The organism is Falsiroseomonas tokyonensis (assembly GCF_019024325.1).
GTDB classification, from domain to species: domain Bacteria; phylum Pseudomonadota; class Alphaproteobacteria; order Acetobacterales; family Acetobacteraceae; genus Falsiroseomonas; species Falsiroseomonas tokyonensis.
In genome coordinates, this window is record NZ_JAFNJS010000004.1 from 319,209 (window position 1) to 345,081 (window position 25,873).

Sequence of the window (25,873 nt, forward strand, 5' to 3'; positions counted from 1 at the left end):
CTCAGGCCAGGTGGCAGGCTGCGTGGCGGCCGGGGGCGATGGCGCGCAGCGGCGGCGCTTCCTCCGTGCAGCGGGCGAAGGCGAGCGGGCAGCGGTCGCGGAAAGCGCAGCCGCTGGGCTGGTTCAGCTGGTCCGGCAGCCCGCCGCGGATCGGCAGGTCCCCGCGATCCTGGTCGACGCGCGGCACCGGCACGGCGGCGACCAGGGCGCGCGTATAGGGATGCGCGGCGCTCGCGATGACCTCTGCCGTCGGCCCGCTTTCGACGATGCGGCCGAGATACATAACCGCCACTTCCTCGCAGACATAGCGGATCAGCGCGAGGTCATGGCTGATATAGATGGCGGCGAGCTGCAGCTCGTCCCGCGCGCGGCGCAGCACGTTCAGCACGCCGGCGCGCACGGAGACGTCGAGCATCGAGACCGGCTCATCCGCGATGATGGCGCGCGGATGCGTCACCAGGGCGCGCGCCAAGACCACGCGCTGCAACTGCCCGCCCGACAATTCATGCGGATGGCGGTCAAGATAGGCCTCGGGTGGATCCAGCCGGACGCGCGCCATGGCTTCCAGGATGCGCGCATGGCGCTCCTGCGCCGGGAGGCCGAAATTGCGCAGCGGTTCCGTCAGTGAGCGGCGGATGGTGAAGCGCGGGTTCAGCGCATCGAAGGGATTCTGGAACACCAGCTGCACGCGGGACCGGAAGGGCAGCAGGGCGGCGCCACGCAGGGCCGTGACATCCTGCCCCTCGAAGACCACGCTGCCGGAGGTCGGCTCCTCCAGCCGCAAGAGCAGCCGTGCCGTGGTGGTCTTGCCGCAGCCGCTTTCGCCGACGATGCCCAGCGCCTGGCCAGCGCCGACGGCCAGCGAGACGCCATTCACCGCGCGCAGCACCGGGCGATGGCCGCGCAGCACATCGGCCATGCGGCGGGAGGCGGGGAAGGCCTTCACCAGGTCATTGGCCGCGATCAGCTGGCCCATGTCGCCGCCTCCGAGGCCAGGGGGCGCAGCGCCGGCGCTTCCGCGGCGCGCCAGCAGGCGACGTGATGGTCCGGCGCCTGCTCGACCAGCGCCGGATCCTCGGCACAGCGCGCCACGGCAAAGGGGCAGCGCGCGGCAAAACGGCAGCCGCTCGGCGGGTTCAGCAGGGATGGCGGCGCGCCCTCGATCGGCACCAGCTCGCCCCCCGCGCGTTCGAGATCCGGAAAGGCGTTCATCAGGCCCATGGTATAGGGATGCAGCGGCGCCTCCAGCACCGCGCGCACCGGGCCGCTTTCCACCACGCGCCCGGCATACATCACCACGACGCGGTCGCAGGCATAGGCAACCACAGCGACATCATGCGTCACCAGGATCATCGCCAGCCCGAGCCGCGCCTGCAATTCGCGCATCACGTCCAGGATCTGGCGCTGCACGATGACATCCAGCGCCGTCACCGGCTCATCCGCGATCAGCAGTGCCGGATTAAGTGCGAGGGCCAGCGCGATGGAGGCGCGCTGGCGCATGCCGCCGGAGAATTGGTGCGGCCAGTCGCGCAGCCGCCCGGAATCCAGGCCGACCAGGGCGAAAAGCTCCGCCGCGCGGGTGCCGGCCTCGGGGCGGGACAGGCCGCCGCGCTCCACCAGCACTTCCATCATCTGCGCGCCGAGACGCTGCACCGGGTCCAGCGCATTCATCGCTGTCTGCGGCACGAAAGCCATGCGGCGCCACAGCAGCTTGCGCCGTTCCGCTGCGCTCAGCGTCACGAGGTCCCTGCCCTCGAACACCGCACTACCGGCGGCGATGCTGGCGCTGCGCGGCATCACGCCCATCAGCGCGCGGCCGAGCGTGGATTTGCCGCAGCCGCTTTCGCCCACGAGGCCGACGATGGAGCGCGCCGGCACATCGAAGCTCGCTCCATCCACCGCACGCACCGGCCCGGCGGCGGTGCGGTAGTGCACGGCGAGATCCCGCACGGACAGCAGCGCGTCCATCAATCCCCCAGTTTTGGAAAGAGCAGCTTCTCGGACCCGCGCGACACCAGGAAGCCCGCCAGCACCAGCAGCACGATGCAGAGGCCGGGCGGAACGAACCAGCTCCACACACCGCGCGACAGGGCCTGATTCGCAAAGGCGTCCTGCAACATCAGGCCCCAGGAAATGGCAGCGGGGTCGCCGAAGCCGAGGAAGGAGGCGGAGGCCTCCGTCAGGATCGCCCAGCCGACCGCAATGGAGCCGTAGAGCGCGGCCAGCGGCGCCACCTGCGGGGCGATATGCACGAAGATGATGCGCGGCGTGGAACAGCCGGTGACGCGCGCCGCCTCCACCCAGCCACGCTCGCGCAGTGACAGGACCTGGGACCGGATGACGCGCGCCGTATTCGGCCAGAGCATCAACGCGACGGAGGCGACGAGGGTGGTGGTGCCGGGCCGCGTCAGCGCGGAGATCACCAGCACGAAGGGCAGGAAGGGCAGGCCCAGGATGATGTCGGAGATCCGCATGATCACCTTGTCCACCCAGCCGCCGAGATAGCCCGAGAGCAGTCCCAGAAGCGTGCCGATCACCACGACGAAGAAGGCCGCGGTGACGCCCACCTGCAATGCGGAGCGCGAGCCATGCACGAGCTGCGAGAACACGTCCCGCCCGCCCGCCGTGGTGCCCAGGTAGTGGGTGGCGGAAGGCGGCAGGTAGCGGGCCACGCGATAGGCGCCACGGAACAGGATCTCGCGCGGGTCGTGGGTCGCGATCTGGTCCGCGAAGATCGCCATGACGATGAACAGCAAATAGATGGCCAGGCCCGCAATGGCGAAGGGCTGGCTGCGCAGGAAGCCGAAGCTCGCGCGCAGGGCGCCGGGCAGCGGCCGGCGCGGCACTGCGCTAGCGCCGGGCACCGACGGACACCCTCGGATCGAGCCAGGCATAGAGCAGGTCCGCCACCATATTCATCACCACCAGCACGGCGGAGATCATGATGAAGGCGCCCTGCGCCAGCGGATAATCCGCGCCCTGAACGGCGGAGACCAGCACGCGACCGAGGCCGGGCCAGGAGAAGACCGTCTCGATCACCACATTCCCGCCGAAGGAACTGCCGAGGCCGAGCGCGAAGGCGGTGGCCACCGGCAGCAGCGCATTGCGCGCCGCATGACGCATCACGATGGCCCAGCGCGAAAGCCCCTTCATGCGCGCCATGACGATGAACTCGTCATTCAGCACCTCCAGCATGGTGGCGCGCATCAGCAGCAGCGGCAGGCCCTGCAGGTAAAGCGCCAAGGTCAGCGCCGGCAGGATCAGGTGCCAGAGGAAATCGGCCGAGGTCATCCGCGCCCATTCCGAGGCGAATTCCGAGCCCGCCACATTCGCCCCGCCGGAGGGAAAAATGCCCCAGGCGAAGGACAGCCAGGACAGCAGCAGCATGCCCAGCCAGAACTCCGGCGCCGCGCGCGTGATCAGCGCCGCGGGAATGGCGATGCCCTCGGTGACGGTGCCGCGCGCGAAGGCGAGGAAGGCGCCGGCGACGATGCCGAAGGCATAGGCAATGACCAGCGCCGTGACGGTCAGCGCCGCCGTATTCGGCAAGGCCGCCAGCAAAATATCCAGCACCGGCCGCTTCTGCAGGAAGGAGACGCCGAGGTCCCCGCGCAGCAGGCTGCCGAGATAGATCAGGTATTGCTCCGGCAGCGGCTTGTCGAGACCGAAGGATTGCAGCAGGTCCGCCCGCATTTCCTCGCTGAAGGAATCCGAGAGGAAGTTCAGCGTCGGATCGCCCGGCATCAGCCGGAACAGCAGAAAGGTCAGCGTCGCAACCGCCCAGAGCACAAAGGCGGCATGCGCGACGCGCGCGCCAAATCGCTTCACGAGAGGCGTGTGCCTTTCACTGATACGGCGTCGTGGTCTCGCGCACCCCGGCCGGGTAGTGCAGCCGACCATTCACCACGCGATAGCCCGCCTCCCGCAGCAGGCGCTGCGCCCCGGCGAGATTGCCGCCGGGCACGCGCCCGACGATTCCCTCATCATGCCAGGCGGCGAGCGCCGGCGAGACCATGGAGTTCGACGGCACGGCCTGGCCGTTCCAGGCGGCGCCCGCCATCATCTCGCGATTCACGGCGGCGGAAAGCGCACGGCGGAAGGCAGCGTCGGAGAAGGGCGGGCGGCGCAGGTTCATGCCGACGAACTGGAAGCCGATGTCCACTTCCTCCCGCACGGCGATCATGCGCGGCATCTGCGCGGCCATTTCCTTCACCAGGTCGGGGTCGCCGAAATAGTCGGCCAGCACATTGATCTCGCCGCGACGGAAGGCACCGAGCGTGGCTTCCGTATTGGTGATGATGCGCATGATCCAGCGATCGGCCTTCGGCTTCGCCCAGTGATTCGGATTCGCCTCCAGCACCACTTCCTCATTCACCCGCGAGCGGACGAAGCGGTAGGGGCCGGAGCCGATCGGGCGCTCCTCGACATAGGATTCCAAATTCTCGGGCCGGTTCTGGTAGTCCGCCAGCACCGGTGCCCAGGTCTTCTTCTGTACGATGTTCAGCTTGGCGAGCACGGCGATTCGGAAGGCGGCGTCGGGCCGCTTCAGCGTGAAGCGCACGGTCTTCGCATCGGCGGCGACGACGCTGGCGATGTTCTGCACGAAGGGGCGGTACATCGGCGATTCGTTACCGACGCCGGGTGCCTCAAAGGAGAAGACGACATCCTCCGCCGTCACCGGGTCGCCATTGTGGAAGGCCATGCCGTCGCGCAGCGTGCAGATGATGGTCAGCGGGTCAGGCTGCTCAACCTTCTCGGCGGCCCAGGGCTGCGGCAGGCCATCGGGGCCCACGCGCATCAGCCGGTCCCAGACCAGGTCGGTCACCCAGCTATCCGGCGCGCCGCTGACGTAGAAGGGGTTCGTCGCTTTCACCGGCTCCGTGCTGTTGACGATGATATCGCGCTGCGGGCCGGCCGGCTGCAGGCTGATCCAGTTCCAGAAGTTGCGGATCCCGAGGCCCGCCTGGTTCACCGCGCTGGATTCGACGAAGATCTGCTTGTTGAAGGCCTGCAGGTTCACCGGATGCACCAGGAAGGCGTAGGGCTGGTCCTGGTTCACCACCTCCTGCACCTGGCGAACCAACTGCTGGCGTCGGGCCTGGTCCATCTCGCTGCGCTGCGCCTCGGCCAGGCGGTCATAGGCGGGGTTGTTGTAGCCGACGAAATTGTAGCCGGTGGCGATGTTCGCGGAGTGCAGCAGGTTATAGACCATCTCGTCAGGATCGCCGCGCTCCGGCCGGCCGACCATCTGCCACATGGTCGCGTCCCAGCGCTGGCGCTCGTACCAGACCACCTGGCTCATCTGCTGGTTCGGCAGCGGCCGAAGCTCGATTTGCAGGCCAAGCTTGCGCCATTCCTGTGCAATCAGCTCCGCCGCCTGATAGGCCGCCGGCGCCGCGGCCTGCGGGCGCGTCAGCAGCACCAGCGGACGGATCGGATCGCCCTGCGCCGCCTGTGCCAAGGCCGAACCGCCGCCGAGAGGCGTCCGCGACAGGCCGGCAAGCCCGGCGAGCGATGAGGCGGCGAGCAGCATTGTGCGACGATTCATGGCGGCTTCCCCGAATGGCACGCCGATGTCAGCACAATCCGTGCCAGACGCACCATAGATTTGTGCGAAACGCGCGATCGCGTTTCGGCATCAGGCTAGACGGCTTGCGCAATGCGGCCGCTGGTGCTGGCATCTCCCGCCGCGCCGCGAGAGGGAGCTCACCGATGCCCATCACCACCGAAGAACAGCGCTTCCTGGATGCCATCAGCCTGGATGCACCCTGGGACCTGGTGACCACCTTCGCTGGCATGCATCGCTGGCGGCCGGAGGATGTGAACAAGGCGGCGGACGTCATCGTGGCGAAGCTGCGCAAGCACGGCATTCCGGTGGAGGTGCATGAGCCGGAGATCTGCCTTTCGGTGCCGCTCGATGCCTCCGTCACCGCGGGCGGCGTCACCTATCGCGCCAAGCCGCCTTCCTCCGCCCTGCCGGTGCCAGGCGGGCGCACGGCGCCGCTGGTGAAGCTGGACGCGAATCCGAAGGCGCTGCGCTCCTATTCCCGCGACATCAAGACGCTCTTCGGCGGCTCGATTTCCTCGGTGGAGGAGGTGAAGCAGAAGGTCGGCGGCAAGATCGTCATCATGCAGGGTTTCGGGAATCCGGCGCTGACCAGCCTGATTGAGGAATGGGGCGGCCTGGGCCTCATCGCCGTCAATCCGGGCATCGACATCCATTGGGGTACCTGCACCACCATCTGGGGCAGCCCGGACCTGCACGACCTGCCGCGCAAGCCGAAGATTCCTGTTGTCGCCGTGAACAACCCGGATGGCCAGAAGCTGATGGCGCTGGCGGAAGCGGGCGGCGAGGCGACCATCATGACGGATATGCAGGAAGGCTGGTTCCCGCAGAAGATTCCCGTGGTCAACATCCCCGGCGCCGAGGATTCGGAGAAATTCGTGCTGCTGCACGGGCATTACGACAGCTGGGAAGTCGGCGTCGGCGATAATGCCACGGGCGATGCGACGATGCTGGAGCTCGCGCGCGTGCTCTGGACGAAGCGCGGCGAGCTGAAGCGCAGCGTGAAGATCGCCTGGTGGCCGGGGCATTCGACGGGGCGCTACGCCGGCTCCACCTGGTTCACCGATGCCTTCGCGCTGGAGCTGGACGAAAACTGCCTGGCACAGGTGAATTGCGACAGCCCCGGCTGCCGCTGGGCCACCAGCTACCACCAGACCCGCGCCTTCACCGAAAGCGCCGCGCTGGCCGTCGGCGCGATCCGCGACGTGGTGCCGGAGGCGGATATCAAGACCATGCGGCCGCCGCAGGCCGGCGACTATTCCTTCAACAATATCGGCCTGCCCAGCTTCTTCATGCTGTCCAGCACGATGCCGGAGGCGCTGCGCAAGGAGAAGGGCTACTACGACGTCTCTGGCTGCGGCGCGAATATCGCCTGGCATACGGAGAACGACACGCTGGAGATCGCCGACCAGGCCGTGCTGATGACCGACATGAAGATCTATCTTTTGTCGATCCTGCGCATCGTGAATGCGGAGGCGCTGCCCTTCGACTGGACCGCGACCTGCGACGAGTTCGACGCGACCATCGCAGGCTATGAAAAGGCATCTGCCGGTGCGGCGGATCTTTCGGCGGCGAAGGCTGCGGTCGCAGGACTGCGGGAGGCGCTGGGCACGCTGGCCAAAGCGCCGATCGCGGCGCGCAATGCGGCCGTGCACGAACTTTCCCGGATTTTGGTGCCGATCAACTACACGCGGGAGGCCCGCTTCGCGCATGACCCGGCCTATACCGTGCCGCCCTTGCCCGGCCTCGCTGTGGCGGCGGAACTGCCGCAGCTCGAGGCCGCGCTCCAAAAACCCGCGCAGGTGGAGCTGATGCGCGGCCAAAACCGCTTCGTCGCGGCGCTGCGCGCCGCCACGCGCCGCGTGCAGCAGGCCAGCGCGGCATGACGCGCGAGGCCGCGATCGCCGCCGCGAGCGGGCTGCTGGATGATGGCAGCCTGCTGGCGCTGCTTGCCCGGCGCGTCGCCTGCCCGACGCCGAGCCAGGACGCCGATAGCGGCCCCGGCCTGTGGCGCTACCTGGAGCAGGAGATGGCGCCGGATTTGCGGCGCATCGGCTTCACCTGCAGCATCCATGCGAATCCCACCGGCAAGGGCGGCCCCTTCCTGATCGGCCGGCGCATCGAGGACGAGAAGCTGCCGACGCTGCTGACCTATGGCCATGGCGATACGGTGCGCGGGCTGGATGCCGAATGGCATGAGGGGCTCTCGCCCTATGTGCTGACGCAGCGCGGGGAACGGCTCTACGGCCGCGGCATCGTCGATAACAAGGGGCAGCACTGCTGCAACCTGGCGGCGCTGGAAGCGGTGCTGAAGGTGCGCGGCAGGCTCGGCTTCAACGTCATCATCCTGCTGGAGACCAGCGAGGAAGTCGGCTCCCCCGGCATCGACGAATTCTGCCGCGCGCATCGGGACGAGTTGCGGGCCGATGTGCTGATCGCCTCGGACGGGCCGCGCCTGGTGCCGGATGTGCCGGCGCTGGTGCTCGGCACGCGCGGCGCGCTCAGCATGGATCTGCGCGTGAAGTATCGCGAGGGTGGTCACCATTCGGGCAATTGGGGCGGGCTGCTTGCCAATCCCGGTGTGCGGCTGGCGCATGCCATCGCCAGCATCATCGACCGCGACGGCCATGTGCTGGTGCGCGATATCCTGCCAGAGCGTATCCCCAACAGCGTGCGCGCGGCGCTTGCGCATTGCGCGGTGGATGGCGGCGAGGATGGGCCGGAGATCAATCACTGGTGGGGCGAGCGCGGCCTGACTGCCGCCGAGAAAGTCTTCGGCTGGAACACATTCGAGGTTCTCGCCTTCAAATGCGGGCATCCGGAAGCGCCGGTGAATGCCGTGCCGCCGGAAGCCTTTGCCCGCTGCCAGATTCGCTACACGGTGGACCGGCCGCCCGACACCTTCATCCCGGCCATCCGAAAGCATCTTGCCGAGGCAGGCTTCGATGATGTGACGGTGGAGCCGGTGAAATCCGGCGCGGAATGGGCGGCGACGCGGATGGATCCGGACGGGCCCTGGCCACGCTTCGTCGCGGAGTCGATCCAGCGCAGCACCGGCAAGGCGCCGATGGTCGTGCCGAATGCCGGCGGGTCCCTGCCCAACGACACCTTTGCGGTCACGCTCGGCCTGCCCACGCTCTACATCCCCCACTCTTACAGCGGCTGTTCGCAGCACGCGCCGAACGAACACGCGCTGCTGCCGCTGATGCGCGAGGGGCTGCAGATCGCAGCCGGCGTCTTCTGGGATCTGGGCGAGCAGGAATGGCCGAAATGAGCGTCAGCGCCGTCACCGTCGAGATCATCAAGGGCGCGCTGCGCTCGGCCCAGGCGGAGTGCGAGGCGCTGCTGGAACGCACCGCCATGTCGCCGGTGATTCGGGAGAAGCAGGACTATTTCATCGGCTTCTACGGCGCCGATGGAAGGCTGGTGACCGGCACCAAGCTGCCGCTCTTCGGCGACGTGCTGCGGCCGATCCTCGACCGCTTTCCGGCGGAGGACATCAGGCCGGGCGATATCATCTGGTACAATGATTGCTACGCCTCCCGCGGCGGCGTCTCGCACACCTCGGACCAGGTCTTTGCCACGCCGGTCTTCGTGGAGGGCCGGCTGGTCGCCTTCGCGCAGAGCTGGGCGCATTTCCGGGACATCGGCGGCGCCTGGCCGGGCTCAAACACGCCGGGCACCGAAAGCATCTTCCAGGAAGGCATCATCGTGCCGCCGGTGCGGCTCTACCGCGAAGGCGTACTAAACACCGATCTCTTTGAGACCTTTGTCCGCAACTCCCGCTTCCCGCAGCATGCGCGCGGCGATACGCGGGCGCTGACGGCGGCGGTGCGGCTGGGCGAGAAGCGGCTTGCGGAACTCTTTTCGCGCTTCGGCACGGAGGTGCTGCTGGGCGCGGTCGAGACAATGATCGACCAGTCCTCGCGCGTGTTTCGCCGGCGCCTGGCGGAGCTGTTTCCGCCCGGCGGCAGCTGGCGCTTTGCCGATCGCGTCGATGGCGACGGCAAGGGCGGCGGGCCCTTCACGGTGCGCTTCACGCTGGAATCCCGCGAGGACGGGTTCACGCTGGACACCACGGAGTCCGACGCGCAGGCCAAGGGCCCCATCAACTTCCTGATGAACCCCACCGTGCCCAATACCGTCTTCGGCCTGTATCTGCTGCGCGACGAGCCGGGGCTGATGATGAACGAGGGCCTGCTGCGCGCCATCGCCGATGTGCGGACGAAGGACGGCACCATCATACAGCCCGCCTTTCCGGCGCCGCTCGGCCAGCGATCGAACACCCTGGCGCGCGTCATCTCCAGCTGCCTCGGCCTGATCGCGCAGGCGACGGAGGGCGAAAGCCCGGCGGCGAGCTCGATCTACACCATCTATACGCTGACGGGGCGGCAGCCCGCGGATGGTTCGCTGTTCTACAAATCCGGCGGCCACGGCACCGGCCAGGGCGCGCGGCCTTTCGCCGATGGGCTCGACGTCATCTACTACGTCGCGCAGCAGAACTATCCGATCGAGTTCCTTGAGACCGATATGCCCGTTCGCATCCGCACCTACGCCATCCGCGCCGATTCCGGCGGCCCCGGGCGCTGGCGCGGCGGCTGCGGCATGGTGCGGGAGATGGAGGTGCTGGTGGATGGCGCCACGCTCAACACGCGCATGGACAATGTGGACAACCCGCCCTGGGGCGCGAAGGGCGGCGAGAGCGGCCGCCCCGGGCGTTTTGTGCTGAATCCCGGCACGCCAAACGAGCGCGAATTGCCGCGCCTGGCGCAAGGCATCCCGATGAAGCGCGGCGATGTGGTGCGCATGGAATCCACCGGCGGCGGCGGCTGGGGCGATCCCTTCGCGCGTGAACCCTGGCGCGTGCGGCAGGATCTGCGGGGCGGCTTCATCACGGAAGATGGCGCGCGCGCGGATTACGGCGTGGTCTTCCGCGAAGGCCCGGATCGCGAGGTGGATGAGGCGGCGACCACGGCGCTGCGCGACCAGCGCCGAGACAACACCGCGATGTTCCACCGGCACGGCCAGCACCGCGATGCGGATGCCTGGTGGGAAGCGATGGCGAGTTAGCCGACCTCCACCACCAAGTTTCCAAAAGCGTCGAGCGTCGCAACGTCGCCCTCGTGCAGCCAGGTCGTCGCATCCATCTGTACGACGATGCCCGGGCCGCGCAGCACGGCGCCGGCGCCGAGTGAATCGCGGCGCCAGACCGGCACCTGCGCCGGGCCGGATTCCAGATGCACCAGCGCCGTCGCAGTGTGGCCAGTCTCGCCGGCGGGCGGCGCGGCCTCCGCCGCCGGACCCGGCAGCGTGCCGAGCGCGGTGACTTCCAGCGTCACGATCTCCACCGGCGTGTCGCGCTGCGCAAAAGTGTAGAGCTGTTCGTGCTGCGCGTGGAAGCGCTCCACCGCCGCGGCCAGCGCGGCGGCATCGGCAACACGGCCGGGCCATTCCACGTAAAGCTCGAAGCCCTGGTGCATATAGCGCATGCCGACGCGCCAACGGATCTCGCGCGCGCCCTCCGGCACCGCTTCCGCCACCAGCCAGGAAGCGGCCTCCGCATCCAGCGCGCCGAAGGCGCTGGCCAGCGGCGCCACATCGGTCACCGGCGCGCGCAGCATCACCGTCCGCGCAAATTCGTTGCGCAGCGGCGCGGCCAGAAGCCCCTCGGCGGAGAGCACGCCGGGCCGCGCCGGCACCAGGATGCGCGTCATGCCCAGCAACCGCGCGATCGCGCCCGCCTGCAACGGCCCCGCACCGCCGAAGGGAAACAGTGCAAAATCCTGGGGATCGTGGCCGCGCTGGACGGAGACGACGCGGATCGCGCCGGCCATGGCATTGTCCGCCACCGCCACGATGCCGCGCGCCGCATCCTGCAGGCTGAGGCCCAGCGGCTTCGCGATGCGCGTCTCGATGGCGCGCGCGGCGGCGTCCACGTCGAGCCGGATGCTGCCATCCAGCAGCGAGGGCGGCAGGCGGCCGAGCACCAGGTTCGCATCCGTCAGCGTCGGCGCCTCCCCACTGCGGCCATAGGCGACGGGGCCGGGATCGGCGCCGGCGCTCTCCGGGCCCACCAGCAGCGCGCCTTCCGGCGAGACGCGCGCGATGGAGCCGCCGCCGGCGCCGATGGTGTGGATATCGATCATCGGCAGGGTCAGCGGCCAGTCGCCGACGCGGCCCTCGCTGGTCAGCCGCGGCTCCCCGTCGATCAGGCTGATATCGGCGGAGGTGCCGCCGACATCCAGCGTGATCAGCCGCGGATGCCCGGACCGCAGGCCGACCGCGCGCGCCCCCACCACGCCTGCCGCGGGGCCGGAAAGCGCGGTCTGCACCGGCTGCCTGGCCGCGCCCTCGCCGCGGATCACGCCGCCGCTCGATTTCATCAGCAGCAGCGGCGCGCTGATGCCGCCGTCGCGAAGTCGATCCTCCACGCGGCGGACATAGGTGGCGACGGCGGGCATGACATAGGCGTTCAGCGCGGTGGCCATGCTGCGTTCGTATTCGCGGAAGACGGGCAGCACTTCGGTCGAGAGCGTGATGGGAATGCCGGGCAGCGCCTCCGCCAGGATGGCGCCGGCGCGCTGCTCGTGGCGCGGATCGGCATAGGCATGCAGGAAGCACACGGCCACGGCCTGCACGCCGAGTCGGCGGAATTCGGCGGCGGCGGCGCGCACATCGTCCTCCTCCAGCGGCGTCACCACGCTGCCATCGGCGGCCAGGCGTTCGCGCGCTTCCAGCACGTGTTCGGGCGGGATCGGGCGGCGCGGCTTCACCCAGGCATAGAGGTTCTCGTGCCGCGGAATGTCGTGCCGGCCGATCTCCAGCACATGGCGCAGGCCCTGCGTGGTCAGCAGCCCGGCCTGCGTTCCCTTGTGTTCGAGGATCGCATTCGTCGCCACGGTCGTGCCGTGCAGCACATGCGTCACCTGCGCGGCCGCGCGGCCGGCCTGGGCCAAGATCTGGGCGATGCCATCCGCGAAAGCCTGCGATCTGTCGGCGGGAGTGGAGGGCACCTTGGCCTGCCAGCGCCGGCCGCTGTCGCGGTCCACCAGCACGATGTCGGTGAAGGTGCCGCCGGCATCGACGGCGATGGAAAGAGAGCCCTGCGCGCGATCGTCCGTCATGCCAGCCCCGTCTTGTGCAGCCGGGATGCTAGGATACTCCGTGGCGGGGGGAAATCGGGCGCGGCCGATTTTGGCATCGTCCTGTTAATCAGGCCCTGGCAATCTCGCCGCATGCGCCTCGCCGTCCTGCTTCTGTCGCTTCTGCTTGCGCTGCCTGCCGTGGCGCAGACGCAGCGTTCCTATGACAGCCAGGGCCGCGCCACGGGTCGCGCCGAGACGCGCGGAGACACCACGCGCTACTACGACAGCCAGGGCCGCAACACGGGTCGCAGCGAAACCCGCGACGGCGTCACGCGCCACTATGATGCGCAGGGGCGCAGCACCGGCCGCAGCGAGCAGCGCGGCGAGACGCAGCGTCACTACGATGCGCAGGGCCGCGCCACTGGCCGCAGCGAGACGCGCGACAGCACGCGGCGGGACTATGATGCGAGCGGCCGCAGCCAGGGCCGTGCCGAGACCCGTGGCGACACCACCCGCTTCTACGACAGCCAGGGCCGCAGCACGGGCCGGCTGCAGAAGTAGCTACCGCGTCGCGGCTTCGAGGAAATCGAGCAGCGCGGAAAGCTCCTCTGCATTGCCCACGGTCTGAATGGGCATGCGGGTGCCCGGCGTCACCTCATCCGGGCCGCGGGTGAAGAGATCCGCCACCGTCTCCCGCGTCCAGACGATATCGCCGCGGGCCAGGCGCTCCGAATAGGCGTAGCCGGGGAGCGACCCCATGCGGCGGCCGAAAATGCCGTGCAGATGCGGGCCGGCCATGGGCGGCGCCGTGGCCTCCAGCGCATGGCAGGCGGCGCAGGCGCGGAAGACGCGGGCGCCCTGGGGGTGCAGGCCGGCCGGCACGGCCTCCTCCGCCGGACCCTCCACCGGACCCATGGGCCGGCCGGTCGCCGAACTCCAGCGGCGCACGCGGCGATCCGTGCCGCCCGTGAACAGGCTGTTCCCGTCCGGCGCCCAGGCGACGGACCAGACCGGCAGGCCCGGCCCCTCCAGCGTGTGGCGCAGGCGCAGCGTCGCCACCTCCCAGATCGTGACGCTGCCGCCGAGGCCGGCGGCGGCGAGTTGCGTGCCGTCCGGGGAGGCTGCGAGCGCCACGATCGGCCGGGCGCCCGCCTGCACCTCCCGCACCCCGCCGTCGGGGGCCACCAGGCGCAGCGCGCCCTCCGCCCCGCCCACCGCCAGCAGGCCGCCGGGCAGCGCCGCCAGCGCGTTCAGCGGCGGGCCGAATTCCGCCAGGGTGCGTGGCGCCTCCCCCTCCGGCCAGATTCGCAACGTGCCGTCGAAGCCGGCGGTGGCCACCAACCCGTCGCTGCGGAAGGCGACTGCATTCACCTGGCCCTGATGCCCCTGCAGGACCCGGGCGGCGCTTCCCGAAAGATCCCAGACCCGCGCCGTGCCGTCCCAGGAGGCCGAGGCCAGGCGCGCGCCCGCCGCCGCCAGCCCCGCCACCGGCCCGTCATGTCCCGTCAGCACGCGGAGCGGCTCCGGCCCCGGCCGGGGCGGCCAGAGCGCCACCAGCCCATCCTCCCCGCTGCTGGCCAGCATCCCGCCGGGCAGCGCCGCCAGGGCATTCACCGCGCCCTGGTGCCAGCGCAGCACCGCCCGCGCCCGCAGCCCGTCCGGCGCCCACAAAATGATCGCCTGGTCGAATCCGGCCGAGGCCAGGCCGCCATCCTCCGCCACCGCCAGGGCCCGCACCGGGCCGCCATGCACGGCCTCCTGCGCCGCAACCGGCGTGGAGAGCAGCAAAGCGAGGAGAAGCGGCAGGATGCGCATGCACACAGGATGCCGCCTCCGCGCCGCTGGTCTAGCCTGTTCGTGCAACCAGACGGGAATGTGCGGGCATGACGATCGATGCAGAGGTGTTCTGGGCGCGGCTGACCGCCGCCGAGATCCAGGCGCGCGCCACCCCGGAGACGGTGGTGCTGATCCCCGTCGCCTCCATCGAGCAGCACGGCCCGCATCTGGCGGTGGGCGTGGATACGCTGCTGGCCACGGCGGTGGCGGAACGCACGGCGCGGCGGATGCTCGCGGCCGGCCAACCGGCGCTGGTCACCCCCACCATCTGGTCCGGCCTCGCCGAGCACCACATGGCCTTCGGCGGCACCATGACGCTGGACCTCGCCACCTTCTCCGCACTGGTCGGCGGCATCGCCCGCAGCGTGGCGCGGCACGGATTCCGGCGCATCGCCCTGGTCAATGGCCATGGCGGCAATACCGAGGCGGTCGCCAGCGCCGCCATCGAGCTGACCCGCAGCCTCGGCGTGCCGGTGGTGGGGCTGACCTATTGGCTCGCCAATGCCGACACCTTTGGGCCGATCCTGGAAAGCCAGCCCAATGTCATGCATGCCTGCGAGGCCGAGACCTCGATGATGATGGCCGTGGCGCCCGATTGCGTGCGCACGGACCGCATCCAGGCCGCGGTGCCGAAACGCTTCGCGCCCCCTGCCCCGCCCGGCTTCAAGCGCAGCCGCCCGTTTGCCGAGATGACCGATACCGGCGTCATCGGCGACCCGCGCAGCGCCAGCGCCGAGAAGGGGGAACGGCTGCTGGAGGCGGCGGCCAAGCGCCTGTCCGAGGAGTTCGCCCGGCCGGAGCTGTGGTCCTAGGACGGGATGATGTTTCCTCGCTTGCGTCGCCCGGCTGGGCGGCGTTGCTCGCGCCGGGCGCGGGCGCGGCGCAGGGCGCCCGCGAGGCGTCCGAGATCATCACGGTCGAGGTCGCGGGCCACACCTTCCACCTGCCGCTCGCCCACCTCCCGGCGCGCCCTCCGGCGGGGCGCTGGAGCGGATGCGACGGCAGCAGGTGAACCGCTGGAACAGCTTTGGCTTCGCCTTCCAGATGCCCGGTGGCCAGCCGTCGCCCGCGCCCATCGCGACCACCGGACGGCTTTATCTGCGGCCGGAGGAGATGCGGCCCAGCGAGCCGCGTGGCGACGCCGTGCTCATGTTGCCCGTTCTGCGCGTGCAGGCGTGGCGCGAGGGCATGCCCGCGGAGTGGCGATCGCACGCCCTGAGGGACCGGCTGGCAACATTCCGCCGGATACGGTTCGATAGGAGCAGGGCACGCGCGCCGGGATAATCGAGATACGGTCGCGCCCTGCCCAGAAGCATAGGGGCGTCTCCTATGACGGCTCGAAATACGACCCCGAGCTTCGACGGGCCGCGTCATTTCTCATGAGTTGCACGCTCGATACCCCTCCCCAGCCGAACCTCCATCCATGCCGTGCCGACGCCATCGACGAGGAGCTGGGCCTCACCTCTCTCCTGCAGAACCTCGCCCGCCGCATCGAGGACATCTTCGACATCGTGCGGCAGGCGCTGGTGCTGCTGCAAAGTCGGGAAGTCCAACAGCTCTAGGCCGGGCAGCGCATCCAGATCCCGGTGGCGGTGCCGCCCGGCACACCGACGGTGCCTTCCCGCCAGGTCCCACGGATAGAAGGTCGCACCGCATTCGCAGCGGTGACGCAGAGCAGGCCCCCCTCGCTATTCGGCAGCACCCCGCCGATGGAGAGATTCACCGAGGTGATGCGGGCGTGGGCCACGTAGCCGCCCAGGACGATGCCGCCTGCAAGGAACCCGGCGGCGAAGGAGGCAATGCGCGCGATCTGCATGGACGGTTCTTTCCTTGAAGTCGTCACCATGGCAGCCGCTGCACGGATCCGCCACTGCATTACGTTGCCGCATCGCCTCGTTGGCACATGCCAGCCCTCAGGCCCGGGGGGACAACCTCCATAGCCACGACAACTAGGCGACGATATCCGCCACGGTCAGCTGCCCCCGCGTCAGCCCCGCCAGCAGCACGCCGTCGCCATCGCCGAGGTCGATGCGCAGCCCGTCCGTCACCTGCACCGCCAGCGCCAGGATCGCGCTGGCGCTGCGGCCGAAGCCGGTGAGCGCCAGCAGGTCCGTGCCGCTGGTGAAATCCTCGATACGGTCGAAATCGTCGCCGTGGCGCAGCACGAAGATATCCGCGCCGGCGCCGCCCAGCAGCGTGTCGTTGCCGCCGCGGCCCTCCAGCAGGTCGGCGCCCTCGCGCCCCTCCAGCCGGTTGGCCAGGGCATTGCCGGTCATCAGGTTGCCGAGCGCATTGCCGATGCCGGTGATGGTGCCGGCGCCCAGCACCAGGGCCTCCACCGCATCCGGCAGCGTCACGCGGGACAGGGCGGCGCCCACGATCGTATCGGTGCCCTGGCCCGCGGTCTCCCGCACCACGTCGCTGGAGGACTCCACCAGGTAGCGGTCGTGCCCGCTGCCGCCTTCCAGCGTATCGGCGCCGCTGCCGCCATCCAGCACGTCGTCGCCGTCGCGGCCCTGCAGCAGGTCCCGCCCGGCGCCGCCGGAGAGGTGGTTCATCGCCTCATTGCCCGACAGCGTATCCGCCCCGGCGCCACCCAGCGCATTCTCGATGAGGGAGGCGGCATTGCCCTGGAACAGCATGGCATTGAAGACATTGCCGCGGGCCAGTTCCTCCAGCCCCGCGCGCGTATCCAGCCTGGCCAGCTGGTCCGCGGCGGTGACGGACCAGGCGCCGGGCGCCAGGTCCACCGCCACGCCATTGGCATAGGCCGAGAGGTCGTAGCTATCGATGCCGCCGCCATCCCAGATGGTCAGGAAGACCCGGTTGGCGCCGGGCGCGCCCTGGCCGATGCCGTCGATCAGCGTCTCCCCGGTCACGGGATTCCAGCTGTAGCGGGTATGGCCGGCGCGGGCGGTGTAGTCGGCGCCGTAGAGGTGCTGCAGCGCGGCGATGTCCAGCATCATCCAGCTTTGGGCGTAGTCGTAGGTGCCGTTGGTATAGCCGTTGGTCGTCGCCAGCCCCTCATGCGAGCGATAGGACATGACGGTGAATTCCATCGTGTCCCAGGTCAGCGGCATGGCGCCGAATCCATTGGCGGATTCGTGGGGATGCTTGAGGCCGAGGCTGTGGCCGAGTTCGTGCACCGCCACCAGGAAGCCGTAGCTGCCGAGCGTCGGCGTGGTGAAGCTGCTGCGGCTGCCGAACCAGACATCGCCGCCCTCCCGCCCATTCGGATAATAGGCCCAGGCGGTGGAGGGGACGGAGGAGCGGGCGACGCGGATATCGGCGGCCCAGTCCTGGGATGCCTCGACGATCGCCAGGTTGGTGAAGCCGGTGACGGCGACGCCAGGGCTGCCGGGCCCGCCGCTCGCCTCGCCCACCAGGATCTTGCGCACCGCGTCGCGCATCATGGCGCTGACCGGGGAGAAGCCGCGGGTCGGCTCGCTGGTGCCGTACCACGCTTCGTAGTCGTTGCCGCTGTCCGGGAAGGCGAAGCTGACAGGGTCGCCCATGTCCCAGGCATAGCCACTCAGCAGGCCGTCCACCCCGGCATGGCCGGAGCTGGTGAACTGGAAGCGCGGCGCGGTTTCCTGCGGTTGGTCCGCACGCAGCGTGCCGCCGGCGGCGGCGCCGCCCTCGGGGGCCCCATTATGGGGCCGGCAAAGCCAGCACATGGCTTCGAAATTCCGGATCGTCCGGCGCCTCGGCCCGCGGCTGCGTCCGGGGCCGCTTTTGCGGCCGAGGTCTCGCCCGGTGCCTGCCCTCCGCCTGTTGCGGGGCTGGTCACGAGGCCCGCGCCGGCAGGCCCCGCCCGGGCATTGTGCTGCGACGCGATGAACCGGGCGTGAATGCGGCGCGCCCGCGCCCGCCCGGTTGCAGCCCGGCGCCGGCTGCGCTACCCGGGGGCCGGCGATGGGGCGTCGCCAAGTGGTAAGGCAGCGGTTTTTGGTACCGCCATTCCCAGGTTCGAATCCTGGCGCCCCAACCAGCCCCTCGCCAGCCGACCGTTGCAGGCATTATCCGGCAGGCGGCGGCGCCGTCAGCCCCGCCCCCGTGCGCTCGAAGGCTTATGCGAAGCCGCGAGGTGCCGGCTGCATGGTGATCGAGGGCGGCCGCTGCAGCGCGCCCGAGGCGCGGGAGGCCGCCCGCAGCCTGGGCTCGGCGGCCGAGGACCGGATCCGCCGCTTCATCGCCGCCAGCCATCCGGAGCTGGCAGAGCCGCTGGCCGATTATGTCGTGACGCTGATGACCGGCCTGTCCGCCATGGCCCGCGACGGCCATGGCGCGGAGCGGCTGCTGGCCACCGCCCGCCTGGGCGCCGCCGCGATCGCGCGGGCGCTGTCCGCCTGAGCGGCGGACTCAGCCCTCCGCCGCCTCGCGCGCCGTGCGCCAATGCGGGAAGGTGACATAGGCGGTCAGGGCGCCCTCCTCCCGCGCCCGGATGCCGACCGTCTCGCCCTTCGGCATATGGACGATGTCGCCCCGCGCCGCGGTGCGCTCGCCGGCCGCGGAGGTGATGGTCAGCCGGCCTTCGAGGACGATCATCACATCGTCCACGGCCATCCTCTCCCGCAGGCCCTGGCCCGGGCCGTAGCGCCCGTAGCCGATGGTGATCGGCCCGCCGTGACGCTCATCGACCAGGTTGGCGACGAAAACCTCCTCATCCAGCCCGGGCGCACGCTCGAACGCCGCATCGGCGGGGGAGTGAACAGTTACCTTCATCCGAAGTCTCCTGATGGCAGGGGTGGGGGTGGCGCTCAGGCCTTGGCGGGGATCCGGGCGATGACCTTGATCTCGAAGTCGAAGCCGGCGAGCCAGTTGACGCCCACCGCCGTCCAGGCCGGGTAGGGCGGCGCGCCGAGCACCCCCTCCCGGATCGCCAGCACGGTGTCGAACTGGCTGGCCGGGTCGGTGTGGAAGCTGGTCACGTCGATCACATCGGCGAAGCTGCAGCCCGCGGCGGCCAGCACGGCGGCGAGATTGTCGAAGGCCAGCCGCACCTGACGTGCGAAATCCGGCTCCGGGCTCCCATCCTCGCGGCTGCCGACCTGGCCGGAGACGAAGAGAAGATCGCCGGAGCGGATGGCCGCGGAATAGCGGTGCTTCTCGTAGAGTGCGTGGCGACCAGGGGGAAAGACGGCGTGGAGCTGGGTCATGGAAGGGCCTTTCGTTGATGGGGGATGGTCCTCCCCCGGCCCGACCCAGATAATCAGTGCCTCCCACCCCTTAATCCCGGCGATTGGCAAGGGACTCGTGCATCAGATGCAAGACCGGTCGCGGTCCCGCTTCGAGCAGATCGACGCCTTCGTGGCGGTGGTCGAGCATGGCGGCATCTCCGCCGCGGCGCGCGCGCTGGACCGCGACCCCTCCGTCATCTCCCGCCGCCTGGATGCGCTGGAGGCCCGGCTCGGGGTGCGGCTGCTGTCCCGCACGACGCGGCGGATCACGCTCACCGAGGCCGGCGCCGCCTATCTGACCCGCGTCCGGACCGTCCTGGCCGAGCTCTCGGCCGCGGATGCGGAGGCCGCGGAGGTGGCCGCCTCGCCCCGCGGCCGCCTGCGCCTCAGCCTGCCGGCGACCTATGCCCGGCGCTGGATCGCGCCCCGGCTGCCGGATTTCGTCGCCGCCTATCCGGCCATCGAGCTGGAACTGCTGCATGGCGACCGCTTCGTGGACCTGGTGGCGGAAGGCTTCGACGCGGCGGTGCGCATCGGCGCGCTGTCGGATAGCAGCCTCCTCGTGCGCCACCTGGCCGCCGTCGAGACGATGCTCTGCGCGGCGCCGGCCTATCTCGCGCGCCGCGGCACGCCGTCGCGACCCGAGGAGCTGGCGGCCCATGAATGCCTCCGCTTCCCGAAGGAACGGTTCCATGGCGGCTGGGAACTGCGGCACGGCGACCGGCGCGTGACCCAGCGCGTCTCGGGCGCGATCGTCTCGGATGAGGGCGAGGGGCTGCTCGCCGCCTGCCTCGCCGGCGCCGGCATCCTGCCTGCCTCCGACTGGGAGATCGGGCGGGAGCTGGCCGAGGGGCGACTGGTCCGGGTGCTGCCGGGCTGGCGCTTCGACGTGGACGGGGCGGTGCAGGTGGTCCTGCCGCCCGGGCGCCTCGTGCCGGCGAAGACGCGCGCCTTCGTCGACTGGCTGGTGGCGGATTTCACGCCGAAGGCGCCCTGGCTCCGCCAGGCCGCGGGCAGACCGGCCGGCGGGGCGCGGTGATCCGCGCCGCTGGCGCCAGGCTGCAATAGGGCCCGGCGACCGTGCTGAAGGCTCAGTGGCTTTCGCCGGTCAGGGAGACCAGGCGGATGTCGAAGGGGCGCCCGCCCGTCTCGATCACCTGGCGCAGGGCCAGCGTCTCCGCATCATGCAGCGCCACGCGGCCAGCGGCCGGGTCGGTCACCGCCACCAGCCCGCCCGCCGCCGAAAGCCGCGGACGGGCGACGGCCGCCCCGCCTTCCAGGCTGTAGCGACCGGTCGCCTGGATGCGCCCGCGCGGTGTGCCGTCCAGGGTGGAGAAGGCGTGCAGCACGCCATCCTCGGTGATGGCGAAGCCCGTCTCGGCCCGCGCGGGGTCCAGCGTGAAGTGCAGGCGACGTGCCGGCAGCGGCACCACCCGCATGGCATTGGCCTCCGGGTCCACCACCATCATCGCCTCCGGCCCGAAATCGCCCAGCAGCAGGCGCCAATCCTCGCCGCCGGCCAGGTTCCTCACCATCCGCTCCCCGGCCCCCTCGGGATTGGCGATCTTGCGGAAGGCGCCGCTGCGCGCATCCAGCAGCAGCACCCCATCGGCGCAGCCGAAGGCGATCAGCGCGCCGCTGCGGCCTTCGCCATGCAGGCGCGGGCAGTCCTCGCGCCGCGCCAGCTCGGCGCCATCCGCACCGCGCAGGCTGACGGCGGAGGGCCTTTCGCCGGCGGCCGGCGCCTCGCTGATCGCCAGGCGCGGCCCGGCGAGGCTGGCGAAGGGATAGGCCACGCCGTGATGGGCATGCGCCGCGGACAGCCGGACCGGCGCCGCCTCCTGCCCCGCCGCGATCAGGCTGGCGGAGCCGTCGCCGTCGAAGAAGACCGCGAGGCGGCCATCGGAGCCCACGACATGCGACGGCCGCGGCCCCCGCAGCTCGACCGGCAGCAGGGAGGGCGCGGCCAGCCGCAGGTCGCCATGGTCGCCATGCCCCTCCAGCCGCAGCCCCGTCTCCAGCAGGCTCACGCGGCCCAGCTGGGCCTCGCGCAGCGCCACCTGGCCGTGGTGCAGCCCGTGATGCAGCCGCACCGGCTCCGCCAGGCTCAGTTGCAGCAGCGTCGCACCCGCCGCGTCGGTGACGAGCAGCCGGGGCGCCGCATGGTCGGCGATCACCAGCCGGGTGACGGTGACGGTCTCGGCGGCCGCGGGCAGGGCGGCGAGGAGCAGCAGGGAAAGGGTGCGGAACATGCGGTGTCCTGGCGGGATCGTGGATAGGTTATGTGATAACATAACATCCATCCGACTGCAGCTCCAGCCGCTGCGGCCTGTCCGACGCCCCCTTGCCGGACAAAACCCATAAAGATATGTTGATGTGGCGTTGGTCCCGCGCGAGCGGGTGAAAAGGGAACGCCGTGCGGGGCCTCGCCCCAAGTCGGCGGCTGCCCCAGCAACTGTCGGCGGCGAGGCGCCGGCCCTCACGCCTGGCCAGACGGCCAGGCGGGCCACTGCGGGGAACACGCCCCCGCGGGAAGGCCAGGCCGGCACCGATGACCCGCGAGCCAGGAGACCTGCCAGCGCCGCGGACCCGCACCGGGCCGCGCCACCTTCTGCCGCCGGGCTGTGGGGACCGGGGATGTGGAGACATTTGCGATGACCATCGCCGCCAATCTCGGCTACCCGCGAATCGGGCCCCGCCGCGAGTTGAAGACCGCCCTCGAATCCCATTGGGCCGGGCAGACGACGGAGGCCGAGCTGCTGGCCTCGGCCGAGGCGCTGCGCGCCGCCAGCCGCGCGCTGCAGCAGGGCAGCGGCATCAACCACATCCCCTCCGCCGATTTCGCGCTCTACGACCATGTTTTGGACACCGCCTGCGCCCTCGGCGCGGTGCCGCCCGGCTACGGCTGGTCCGGCGAGGGCCCCGTCCCGCTCGCCACCCACTTCGCCCTGGCGCGCGGCATCCCCGGCACCGCGGGCTCGCCCGGCGCCCCGGCGCTGGAGATGACCAAGTGGTTCGACACCAACTACCACTACCTGGTCCCCCGCCTGACCGCCGCCACGCGCTTCCAGCTCACCACCAACCGCTGGGCCGATGCGGTGCGGGAAGGGCTGGCGCTGGGCACCCGCACGCGGCCGGTGCTGCTCGGCCCGGTCTCCTTCCTGCTGCTCTCCAAGGCCGAGGATGTCCGCCCGCTGGAGCTGCTGCCGGCCCTGCTGCCGGTCTATGCGCAGGTGCTGCGCGGCATCGCGCAAGCCGGCGCCAGCTGGGTGCAGATCGACGAGCCCTGCCTGGTGACCGACCTGCCGCTGGGCGCGGAGGCCGCCTATGCCACCGCCTATCGCGCTTTGGCCGAGGCGGCGCCCGGCCTGGACATCCTGCTCGCCACCTATTTCGGCGGCCTGCGGGAGAACCTGCCCTTCGTGGCGGAGCTGCCGGTTGCCGGCTTGCATATCGACCTGGTGCGCGCGCCAGGTCAGCTGGAGGATGTGCTGGCGGCGCTGCCGGCGGATCGCTGGCTCTCGCTCGGCCTGGTCGATGGCCGCAATGTCTGGCGCACCGACCTGCGCCGGGCGCTGGGCCTGGCGCAGCGCGCGGCGGCTTCCGGGCGGGCGCGGCGGCTGATGGTCGCGCCCTCCTGCGCCCTGCTGCATGTGCCGCACAGCCTGAAGCTGGAGACGGCGCTGGACCCGGCGCTGGCCCGGCGCCTGGCCTTCGCGCAAGAAAAGCTGGCCGAGGTCGTCTGCCTGGCGCGCGGGCTGGATGAGGGCGAGGCCGCCATCGCGCCGCAGCTGCGCGCCAGCGACGCCGCCCGCGCCGAGGCGCCGCCGCCCGATTCCGCCGTCGCCGCGCGCCTGGCCACCCTGACCCCCGCCATGACGCAGCGCCAAAGCCCCTTTGCCCAGCGGGCGGCGGCGCAGCAGGCCCGCTTCGACCTGCCGCCGCTGCCGGTCACCAGCATCGGGTCCTGGCCGCAGACGGCGGAGGTGCGCGCACTCCGCGCCCGCCTCGCCCGCGGGGAGATCGACCAGGCCGCGCATGACGCGGAGATGCAGCGCCTGACGGCGGAGGCGGTGCGCTGGCAGGAGGAGATCGGCGTCGATGTCCCCGTCCACGGCGAGTTCGAACGCAACGACATGGTGAAGTATTTCGGCGAGCAGCTGGCCGGCTATGCGTTCACGAAGCATGGCTGGGTGCAGAGCTATGGCAGCCGCTGCGTCGCACCGCCGATCATCTGGGGCGATGTCTCCCGCCCGCATCCCATGACGGTGCGCTGGTCCGCCTTCGCGCAGTCGCTCACCAGCCGGCCGATGAAGGGGATGCTGACCGGGCCGGTGACGATGCTGAACTGGTCCTTCGTCCGCGACGACCTGCCACGCGAGACGGTCTGCCGGCAGATCGCACTCGCGATCCGCGACGAGGTGGCGGATCTGGAGGCGGCCGGCATCGGCATGATCCAGATCGACGAACCCGCCCTGCGGGAGGGCCTGCCGCTGCGCCAGGCGGATCGCGCCGATTATCTGCGCTGGGCCGTGGAATGTTTTCGGCTGTCGGCCTCCGTTGTGGGCGACGCGACGCAGATCCACACGCATATGTGCTACAGCGAATTCAACGACATCATCGCGGAGATCGCGGCGATGGATGCGGATGTGATCTCGATCGAGACGGCGCGCAGCGACATGTCGCTGCTGGCCGCCTTCGAGAGCTTCGCCTATCCCAATGCCATCGGCCCGGGGGTCTGGGACATCCACAGCCCGCGCGTGCCCGAGGCCACGGAGATGCTGGACCTGCTGCGGCGCGCGGCGCGGCGGGTGCCGGCGGCGCGGCTCTGGGCCAATCCGGATTGCGGCTGCAAGACGCGCGGCTGGGCGGAGGTGCGGCCGGCCATGGCGAACCTGGTGGCCGCGGCCCGGACGCTGCGGGCCGAGCTGGCCTGACGCGCCCACGGGGGCGATGCGGGGGGCGATGCCGCCCCCTGGCTTCCCCCCGCGCCAGCCGCCATGCTGCGGGATGGTTGCGGGGGGCGAACGGCGATGATGGATCAGGGGTCTGCCCGGCGGCCGCCCCTCTGGAGCGCCGGCTTCGCCGGGCTGCTGGCGCTGGTCCTGCTCGGCTTCGCAAATCTCGCCGCCTTCTACGGGCTGGAACCCTGGCTGCGCAGCCGCGGCCTGGGGCCGGCCCAGGCGGGCCTGGCCATTGCCGGCTTCACGCTGGTGGCGCTGGTGCTGATTCCGCCGCTCTCGGCGCGCATCACGCCCGCCACCGCCGGGCGCTGCATCGTCGCGGGGTTCGCGGTCACGCTGCTGGCGCTGCCGCTCTATGCCCTGGCCGAGGGCTTCCCGGCGCTGCTGGCGCTGCGGCTGCTGCATGGGCTGGGCTTCGTGCTGACCCTGGTCGGCATCATCACCGCCTTCGTCGCCACGGTGCCCCCGGGCCGGGAGGGCGAGGCCTATGCCCTGTTCGGCGTGGCGGACCTGCTGCCCTTCGCGCTGCTGCCGCCGCTGATGGAACTCTCCCTGCCCCGCTTCGGCGGCGATCCGGCCGCGCAATATGCCGCCATGGCGCTGCTGCAGGCGCCCGCCCTGCTGCTGGCCGCCTGGATCGCCCGCCGGCCGCCCCCCGCCGCGCCGCCGGCGGAGGCGCCGGGCCCGGCCGCGCCGATGGCCCATCCGGTGCGGCTGCTGCTGGCGGTGAACACGGCGGCCTTCCTGGCGCATGCCCTGCTGTTCAGCCTGCTGAAGCCGCGTGCGCTGGAGTTGGAAGGCGCCGCCCTGGTGGGCCTGTTCTTCGGCCTGCAGACCGCCACCATCATGGCCCTGCGCCTGCTGGCCGGCAGCGCCTTCGACCGGCTGGACCAGCGCAGCACCGCGGCCGCGGGGCTCGGACTGGTGGCCCTGGCGCTGGGCGCCCTGGCGCTGCCGCTGCCGGCGCTGGCCCTGGTGCCCCTGGCGCTGGCCATCGGCCTCGGCTTCGGCGCGGCGCTGCCACTGCTGAATGCCCTGATGCACCGCCATTCGCCACCGGAGCGCCGCGGCGCCAACCTGAACCTGATGATGCTGACGCTGCAGCTGGGCTATCTACTGGGGCCGCTGCTGGGCGGGCTGGCGGTGGGCCTTGTGGGCTATGCCGGGGCCTTCCTGCTGGCGGCCCTGAGCGTGGCGGCGGCGCTGCCGGCCCTGCGGCGGCTGCCGCGTTAAAGGGGGCGG

At 70.8% G+C, this 25,873-nt stretch carries 22 protein-coding genes, 1 tRNA gene and 1 riboswitch; of the genes, 11 read left to right on the forward strand and 12 right to left on the reverse strand.

Translation table 11 applies throughout. The features are described from left to right. Position 1: 1 nt before the first annotated feature. The 5 genes from J3S20_RS15220 to J3S20_RS15240 are packed head-to-tail and all read right to left on the reverse strand — an operon-like array spanning position 2 to position 5,548. The gene (locus tag J3S20_RS15220; RefSeq protein WP_216837341.1) at positions 2–976 is read right to left on the reverse strand and encodes an ABC transporter ATP-binding protein; all 975 of its coding nucleotides are present in this window, start codon (positions 974–976) and stop codon (positions 2–4) included. Further along, positions 964–1,968, reverse strand: coding sequence for an ABC transporter ATP-binding protein (locus J3S20_RS15225; protein ID WP_216837342.1), 1,005 nt, complete (start codon positions 1,966–1,968; stop codon positions 964–966). The genes J3S20_RS15220 and J3S20_RS15225 overlap by 13 nt, the downstream gene beginning before the upstream one ends. Next, complete coding sequence (locus J3S20_RS15230; protein WP_216837343.1) at positions 1,968–2,864, reverse strand: ABC transporter permease; 897 nt, start codon at positions 2,862–2,864, stop codon at positions 1,968–1,970. The genes J3S20_RS15225 and J3S20_RS15230 overlap by 1 nt, the downstream gene beginning before the upstream one ends. Beyond that, complete coding sequence (locus J3S20_RS15235) at positions 2,851–3,828, reverse strand: ABC transporter permease (protein WP_216837344.1); 978 nt, start codon at positions 3,826–3,828, stop codon at positions 2,851–2,853. The genes J3S20_RS15230 and J3S20_RS15235 overlap by 14 nt, the downstream gene beginning before the upstream one ends. A gap of 16 nt (positions 3,829–3,844) precedes the next feature. Continuing rightward, positions 3,845–5,548: an ABC transporter substrate-binding protein gene (locus J3S20_RS15240; RefSeq protein ID WP_216837345.1), complete on the reverse strand. Its 1,704-nt coding sequence runs from the start codon at positions 5,546–5,548 to the stop codon at positions 3,845–3,847. Positions 5,549–5,712: 164 nt separating this feature from the next. Here J3S20_RS15240 and J3S20_RS15245 point away from each other — a divergent pair, with 164 nt between their 5' ends. From J3S20_RS15245 to J3S20_RS15255, 3 genes are read left to right on the forward strand one after another with little or no spacing between them, the layout of a single operon-like run. Further along, positions 5,713–7,452: a M28 family metallopeptidase gene (locus J3S20_RS15245; RefSeq protein ID WP_216837346.1), complete on the forward strand. Its 1,740-nt coding sequence runs from the start codon at positions 5,713–5,715 to the stop codon at positions 7,450–7,452. Then, complete coding sequence (locus tag J3S20_RS15250) at positions 7,449–8,840, forward strand: M20 family metallopeptidase (protein ID WP_216837347.1); 1,392 nt, start codon at positions 7,449–7,451, stop codon at positions 8,838–8,840. The genes J3S20_RS15245 and J3S20_RS15250 overlap by 4 nt, the downstream gene beginning before the upstream one ends. Continuing rightward, complete coding sequence (locus tag J3S20_RS15255) at positions 8,837–10,636, forward strand: hydantoinase B/oxoprolinase family protein (protein WP_216837348.1); 1,800 nt, start codon at positions 8,837–8,839, stop codon at positions 10,634–10,636. The genes J3S20_RS15250 and J3S20_RS15255 overlap by 4 nt, the downstream gene beginning before the upstream one ends. Here the strand turns inward: J3S20_RS15255 and J3S20_RS15260 are convergent. Next, complete coding sequence (locus J3S20_RS15260; RefSeq protein WP_216837349.1) at positions 10,633–12,690, reverse strand: hydantoinase/oxoprolinase family protein; 2,058 nt, start codon at positions 12,688–12,690, stop codon at positions 10,633–10,635. The genes J3S20_RS15255 and J3S20_RS15260 overlap by 4 nt on opposite strands. A 111-nt stretch (positions 12,691–12,801) precedes the next feature. Here J3S20_RS15260 and J3S20_RS15265 point away from each other — a divergent pair, with 111 nt between their 5' ends. Beyond that, positions 12,802–13,212 carry a type IV secretion protein Rhs gene (locus tag J3S20_RS15265; protein WP_216837350.1) on the forward strand — a complete coding sequence of 137 codons (411 nt, stop codon included), beginning with the start codon at positions 12,802–12,804 and terminating at the stop codon, positions 13,210–13,212. On the opposite strand, the gene J3S20_RS15270 is transcribed toward J3S20_RS15265, so the two are convergent. Continuing rightward, complete coding sequence (locus J3S20_RS15270; protein ID WP_216837351.1) at positions 13,213–14,466, reverse strand: hypothetical protein; 1,254 nt, start codon at positions 14,464–14,466, stop codon at positions 13,213–13,215. 68 nt (positions 14,467–14,534) lie between these two features. Here J3S20_RS15270 and J3S20_RS15275 point away from each other — a divergent pair, with 68 nt between their 5' ends. Beyond that, a complete protein-coding gene (locus J3S20_RS15275; RefSeq protein WP_216837352.1) occupies positions 14,535–15,299 on the forward strand; it encodes a creatininase family protein in 765 nt (254 codons plus the stop codon). A gap of 567 nt (positions 15,300–15,866) precedes the next feature. Next, on the forward strand, positions 15,867–16,049 hold the full coding sequence (locus tag J3S20_RS15280; RefSeq protein WP_216837353.1) for a hypothetical protein: 183 nt from the start codon (positions 15,867–15,869) through the stop codon (positions 16,047–16,049). Here the strand turns inward: J3S20_RS15280 and J3S20_RS15285 are convergent. Together J3S20_RS15285 and J3S20_RS15290 are read right to left on the reverse strand one after the other, a co-directional pair. Beyond that, a complete protein-coding gene (locus J3S20_RS15285) occupies positions 16,046–16,303 on the reverse strand; it encodes a hypothetical protein (RefSeq protein ID WP_216837354.1) in 258 nt (85 codons plus the stop codon). The genes J3S20_RS15280 and J3S20_RS15285 overlap by 4 nt on opposite strands. Positions 16,304–16,436: 133 nt before the next feature. Continuing rightward, complete coding sequence (locus J3S20_RS15290; RefSeq protein ID WP_216837355.1) at positions 16,437–18,164, reverse strand: M10 family metallopeptidase; 1,728 nt, start codon at positions 18,162–18,164, stop codon at positions 16,437–16,439. Positions 18,165–18,403: 239 nt separating this feature from the next. On the opposite strand from J3S20_RS15290, the gene J3S20_RS15295 reads away from it, so the two are divergent. Together J3S20_RS15295 and J3S20_RS15300 are read left to right on the forward strand one after the other, a co-directional pair. Next, positions 18,404–18,478 (forward strand) — tRNA-Gln (locus J3S20_RS15295). A gap of 107 nt (positions 18,479–18,585) precedes the next feature. Further along, positions 18,586–18,840, forward strand: coding sequence for a hypothetical protein (locus J3S20_RS15300; protein ID WP_216837356.1), 255 nt, complete (start codon positions 18,586–18,588; stop codon positions 18,838–18,840). Positions 18,841–18,849: 9 nt separating this feature from the next. Here the strand turns inward: J3S20_RS15300 and J3S20_RS15305 are convergent, their stop codons facing one another. Beyond that, positions 18,850–19,212 (reverse strand): hypothetical protein, encoded by a 363-nt coding sequence (locus J3S20_RS15305; RefSeq protein WP_216837357.1) that lies wholly within the window; start codon positions 19,210–19,212, stop codon positions 18,850–18,852. A 35-nt stretch (positions 19,213–19,247) separates the two neighbouring features. Beyond that, entirely contained in the window at positions 19,248–19,646 is a 399-nt protein-coding gene (locus tag J3S20_RS15310; RefSeq protein ID WP_216837358.1) for a RidA family protein, read from the reverse strand. Positions 19,647–19,752: 106 nt separating this feature from the next. Here J3S20_RS15310 and J3S20_RS15315 point away from each other — a divergent pair, with 106 nt between their 5' ends. Continuing rightward, positions 19,753–20,706, forward strand: a complete 954-nt coding sequence (locus tag J3S20_RS15315) for a LysR family transcriptional regulator (RefSeq protein WP_216837359.1) — start codon at positions 19,753–19,755, stop codon at positions 20,704–20,706. A 52-nt stretch (positions 20,707–20,758) separates the two neighbouring features. On the opposite strand, the gene J3S20_RS15320 is transcribed toward J3S20_RS15315, so the two are convergent. Next, a complete protein-coding gene (locus J3S20_RS15320) occupies positions 20,759–21,919 on the reverse strand; it encodes a hypothetical protein (protein WP_216837360.1) in 1,161 nt (386 codons plus the stop codon). A gap of 114 nt (positions 21,920–22,033) precedes the next feature. Beyond that, a riboswitch (cobalamin riboswitch) is annotated at positions 22,034–22,261 on the forward strand. A 60-nt stretch (positions 22,262–22,321) separates the two neighbouring features. On the opposite strand from J3S20_RS15320, the gene metE reads away from it, so the two are divergent. Continuing rightward, a complete protein-coding gene (metE, locus tag J3S20_RS15325) occupies positions 22,322–24,604 on the forward strand; it encodes a 5-methyltetrahydropteroyltriglutamate--homocysteine S-methyltransferase (RefSeq protein ID WP_216837361.1) in 2,283 nt (760 codons plus the stop codon). Between the two features lie 96 nt (positions 24,605–24,700). Continuing rightward, positions 24,701–25,864 carry an MFS transporter gene (locus J3S20_RS15330; protein WP_216837362.1) on the forward strand — a complete coding sequence of 388 codons (1,164 nt, stop codon included), beginning with the start codon at positions 24,701–24,703 and terminating at the stop codon, positions 25,862–25,864. The last annotated feature ends 9 nt before the right edge of the window (positions 25,865–25,873 follow it).

Excerpts from the sequence above, each read along its gene's own strand:
- J3S20_RS15220 (WP_216837341.1), bottom strand. The coding sequence starts at position 976 with ATGGGCCAGCTGATCGCGGCCAATGACCTGGTGAAGGCCTTCCCCGCC.
- J3S20_RS15225 (WP_216837342.1), bottom strand. The coding sequence starts at position 1,968 with ATGGACGCGCTGCTGTCCGTGCGGGATCTCGCCGTGCACTACCGCACC.
- J3S20_RS15240 (WP_216837345.1), bottom strand. The coding sequence starts at position 5,548 with ATGAATCGTCGCACAATGCTGCTCGCCGCCTCATCGCTCGCCGGGCTT.
- J3S20_RS15245 (WP_216837346.1), top strand. The coding sequence starts at position 5,713 with ATGCCCATCACCACCGAAGAACAGCGCTTCCTGGATGCCATCAGCCTG.
- J3S20_RS15250 (WP_216837347.1), top strand. The coding sequence starts at position 7,449 with ATGACGCGCGAGGCCGCGATCGCCGCCGCGAGCGGGCTGCTGGATGAT.
- J3S20_RS15255 (WP_216837348.1), top strand. The coding sequence starts at position 8,837 with ATGAGCGTCAGCGCCGTCACCGTCGAGATCATCAAGGGCGCGCTGCGC.
- J3S20_RS15260 (WP_216837349.1), bottom strand. The coding sequence starts at position 12,690 with ATGACGGACGATCGCGCGCAGGGCTCTCTTTCCATCGCCGTCGATGCC.
- J3S20_RS15265 (WP_216837350.1), top strand. The coding sequence starts at position 12,802 with ATGCGCCTCGCCGTCCTGCTTCTGTCGCTTCTGCTTGCGCTGCCTGCC.
- J3S20_RS15270 (WP_216837351.1), bottom strand. The coding sequence starts at position 14,466 with ATGCGCATCCTGCCGCTTCTCCTCGCTTTGCTGCTCTCCACGCCGGTT.
- J3S20_RS15275 (WP_216837352.1), top strand. The coding sequence starts at position 14,535 with ATGACGATCGATGCAGAGGTGTTCTGGGCGCGGCTGACCGCCGCCGAG.
- J3S20_RS15280 (WP_216837353.1), top strand. The coding sequence starts at position 15,867 with ATGAGTTGCACGCTCGATACCCCTCCCCAGCCGAACCTCCATCCATGC.
- J3S20_RS15285 (WP_216837354.1), bottom strand. The coding sequence starts at position 16,303 with ATGCAGATCGCGCGCATTGCCTCCTTCGCCGCCGGGTTCCTTGCAGGC.
- J3S20_RS15290 (WP_216837355.1), bottom strand. The coding sequence starts at position 18,164 with ATGTGCTGGCTTTGCCGGCCCCATAATGGGGCCCCCGAGGGCGGCGCC.
- J3S20_RS15300 (WP_216837356.1), top strand. The coding sequence starts at position 18,586 with ATGGTGATCGAGGGCGGCCGCTGCAGCGCGCCCGAGGCGCGGGAGGCC.
- J3S20_RS15305 (WP_216837357.1), bottom strand. The coding sequence starts at position 19,212 with ATGAAGGTAACTGTTCACTCCCCCGCCGATGCGGCGTTCGAGCGTGCG.
- J3S20_RS15310 (WP_216837358.1), bottom strand. The coding sequence starts at position 19,646 with ATGACCCAGCTCCACGCCGTCTTTCCCCCTGGTCGCCACGCACTCTAC.
- J3S20_RS15315 (WP_216837359.1), top strand. The coding sequence starts at position 19,753 with ATGCAAGACCGGTCGCGGTCCCGCTTCGAGCAGATCGACGCCTTCGTG.
- J3S20_RS15320 (WP_216837360.1), bottom strand. The coding sequence starts at position 21,919 with ATGTTCCGCACCCTTTCCCTGCTGCTCCTCGCCGCCCTGCCCGCGGCC.
- metE (WP_216837361.1), top strand. The coding sequence starts at position 22,322 with ATGACCATCGCCGCCAATCTCGGCTACCCGCGAATCGGGCCCCGCCGC.
- J3S20_RS15330 (WP_216837362.1), top strand. The coding sequence starts at position 24,701 with ATGATGGATCAGGGGTCTGCCCGGCGGCCGCCCCTCTGGAGCGCCGGC.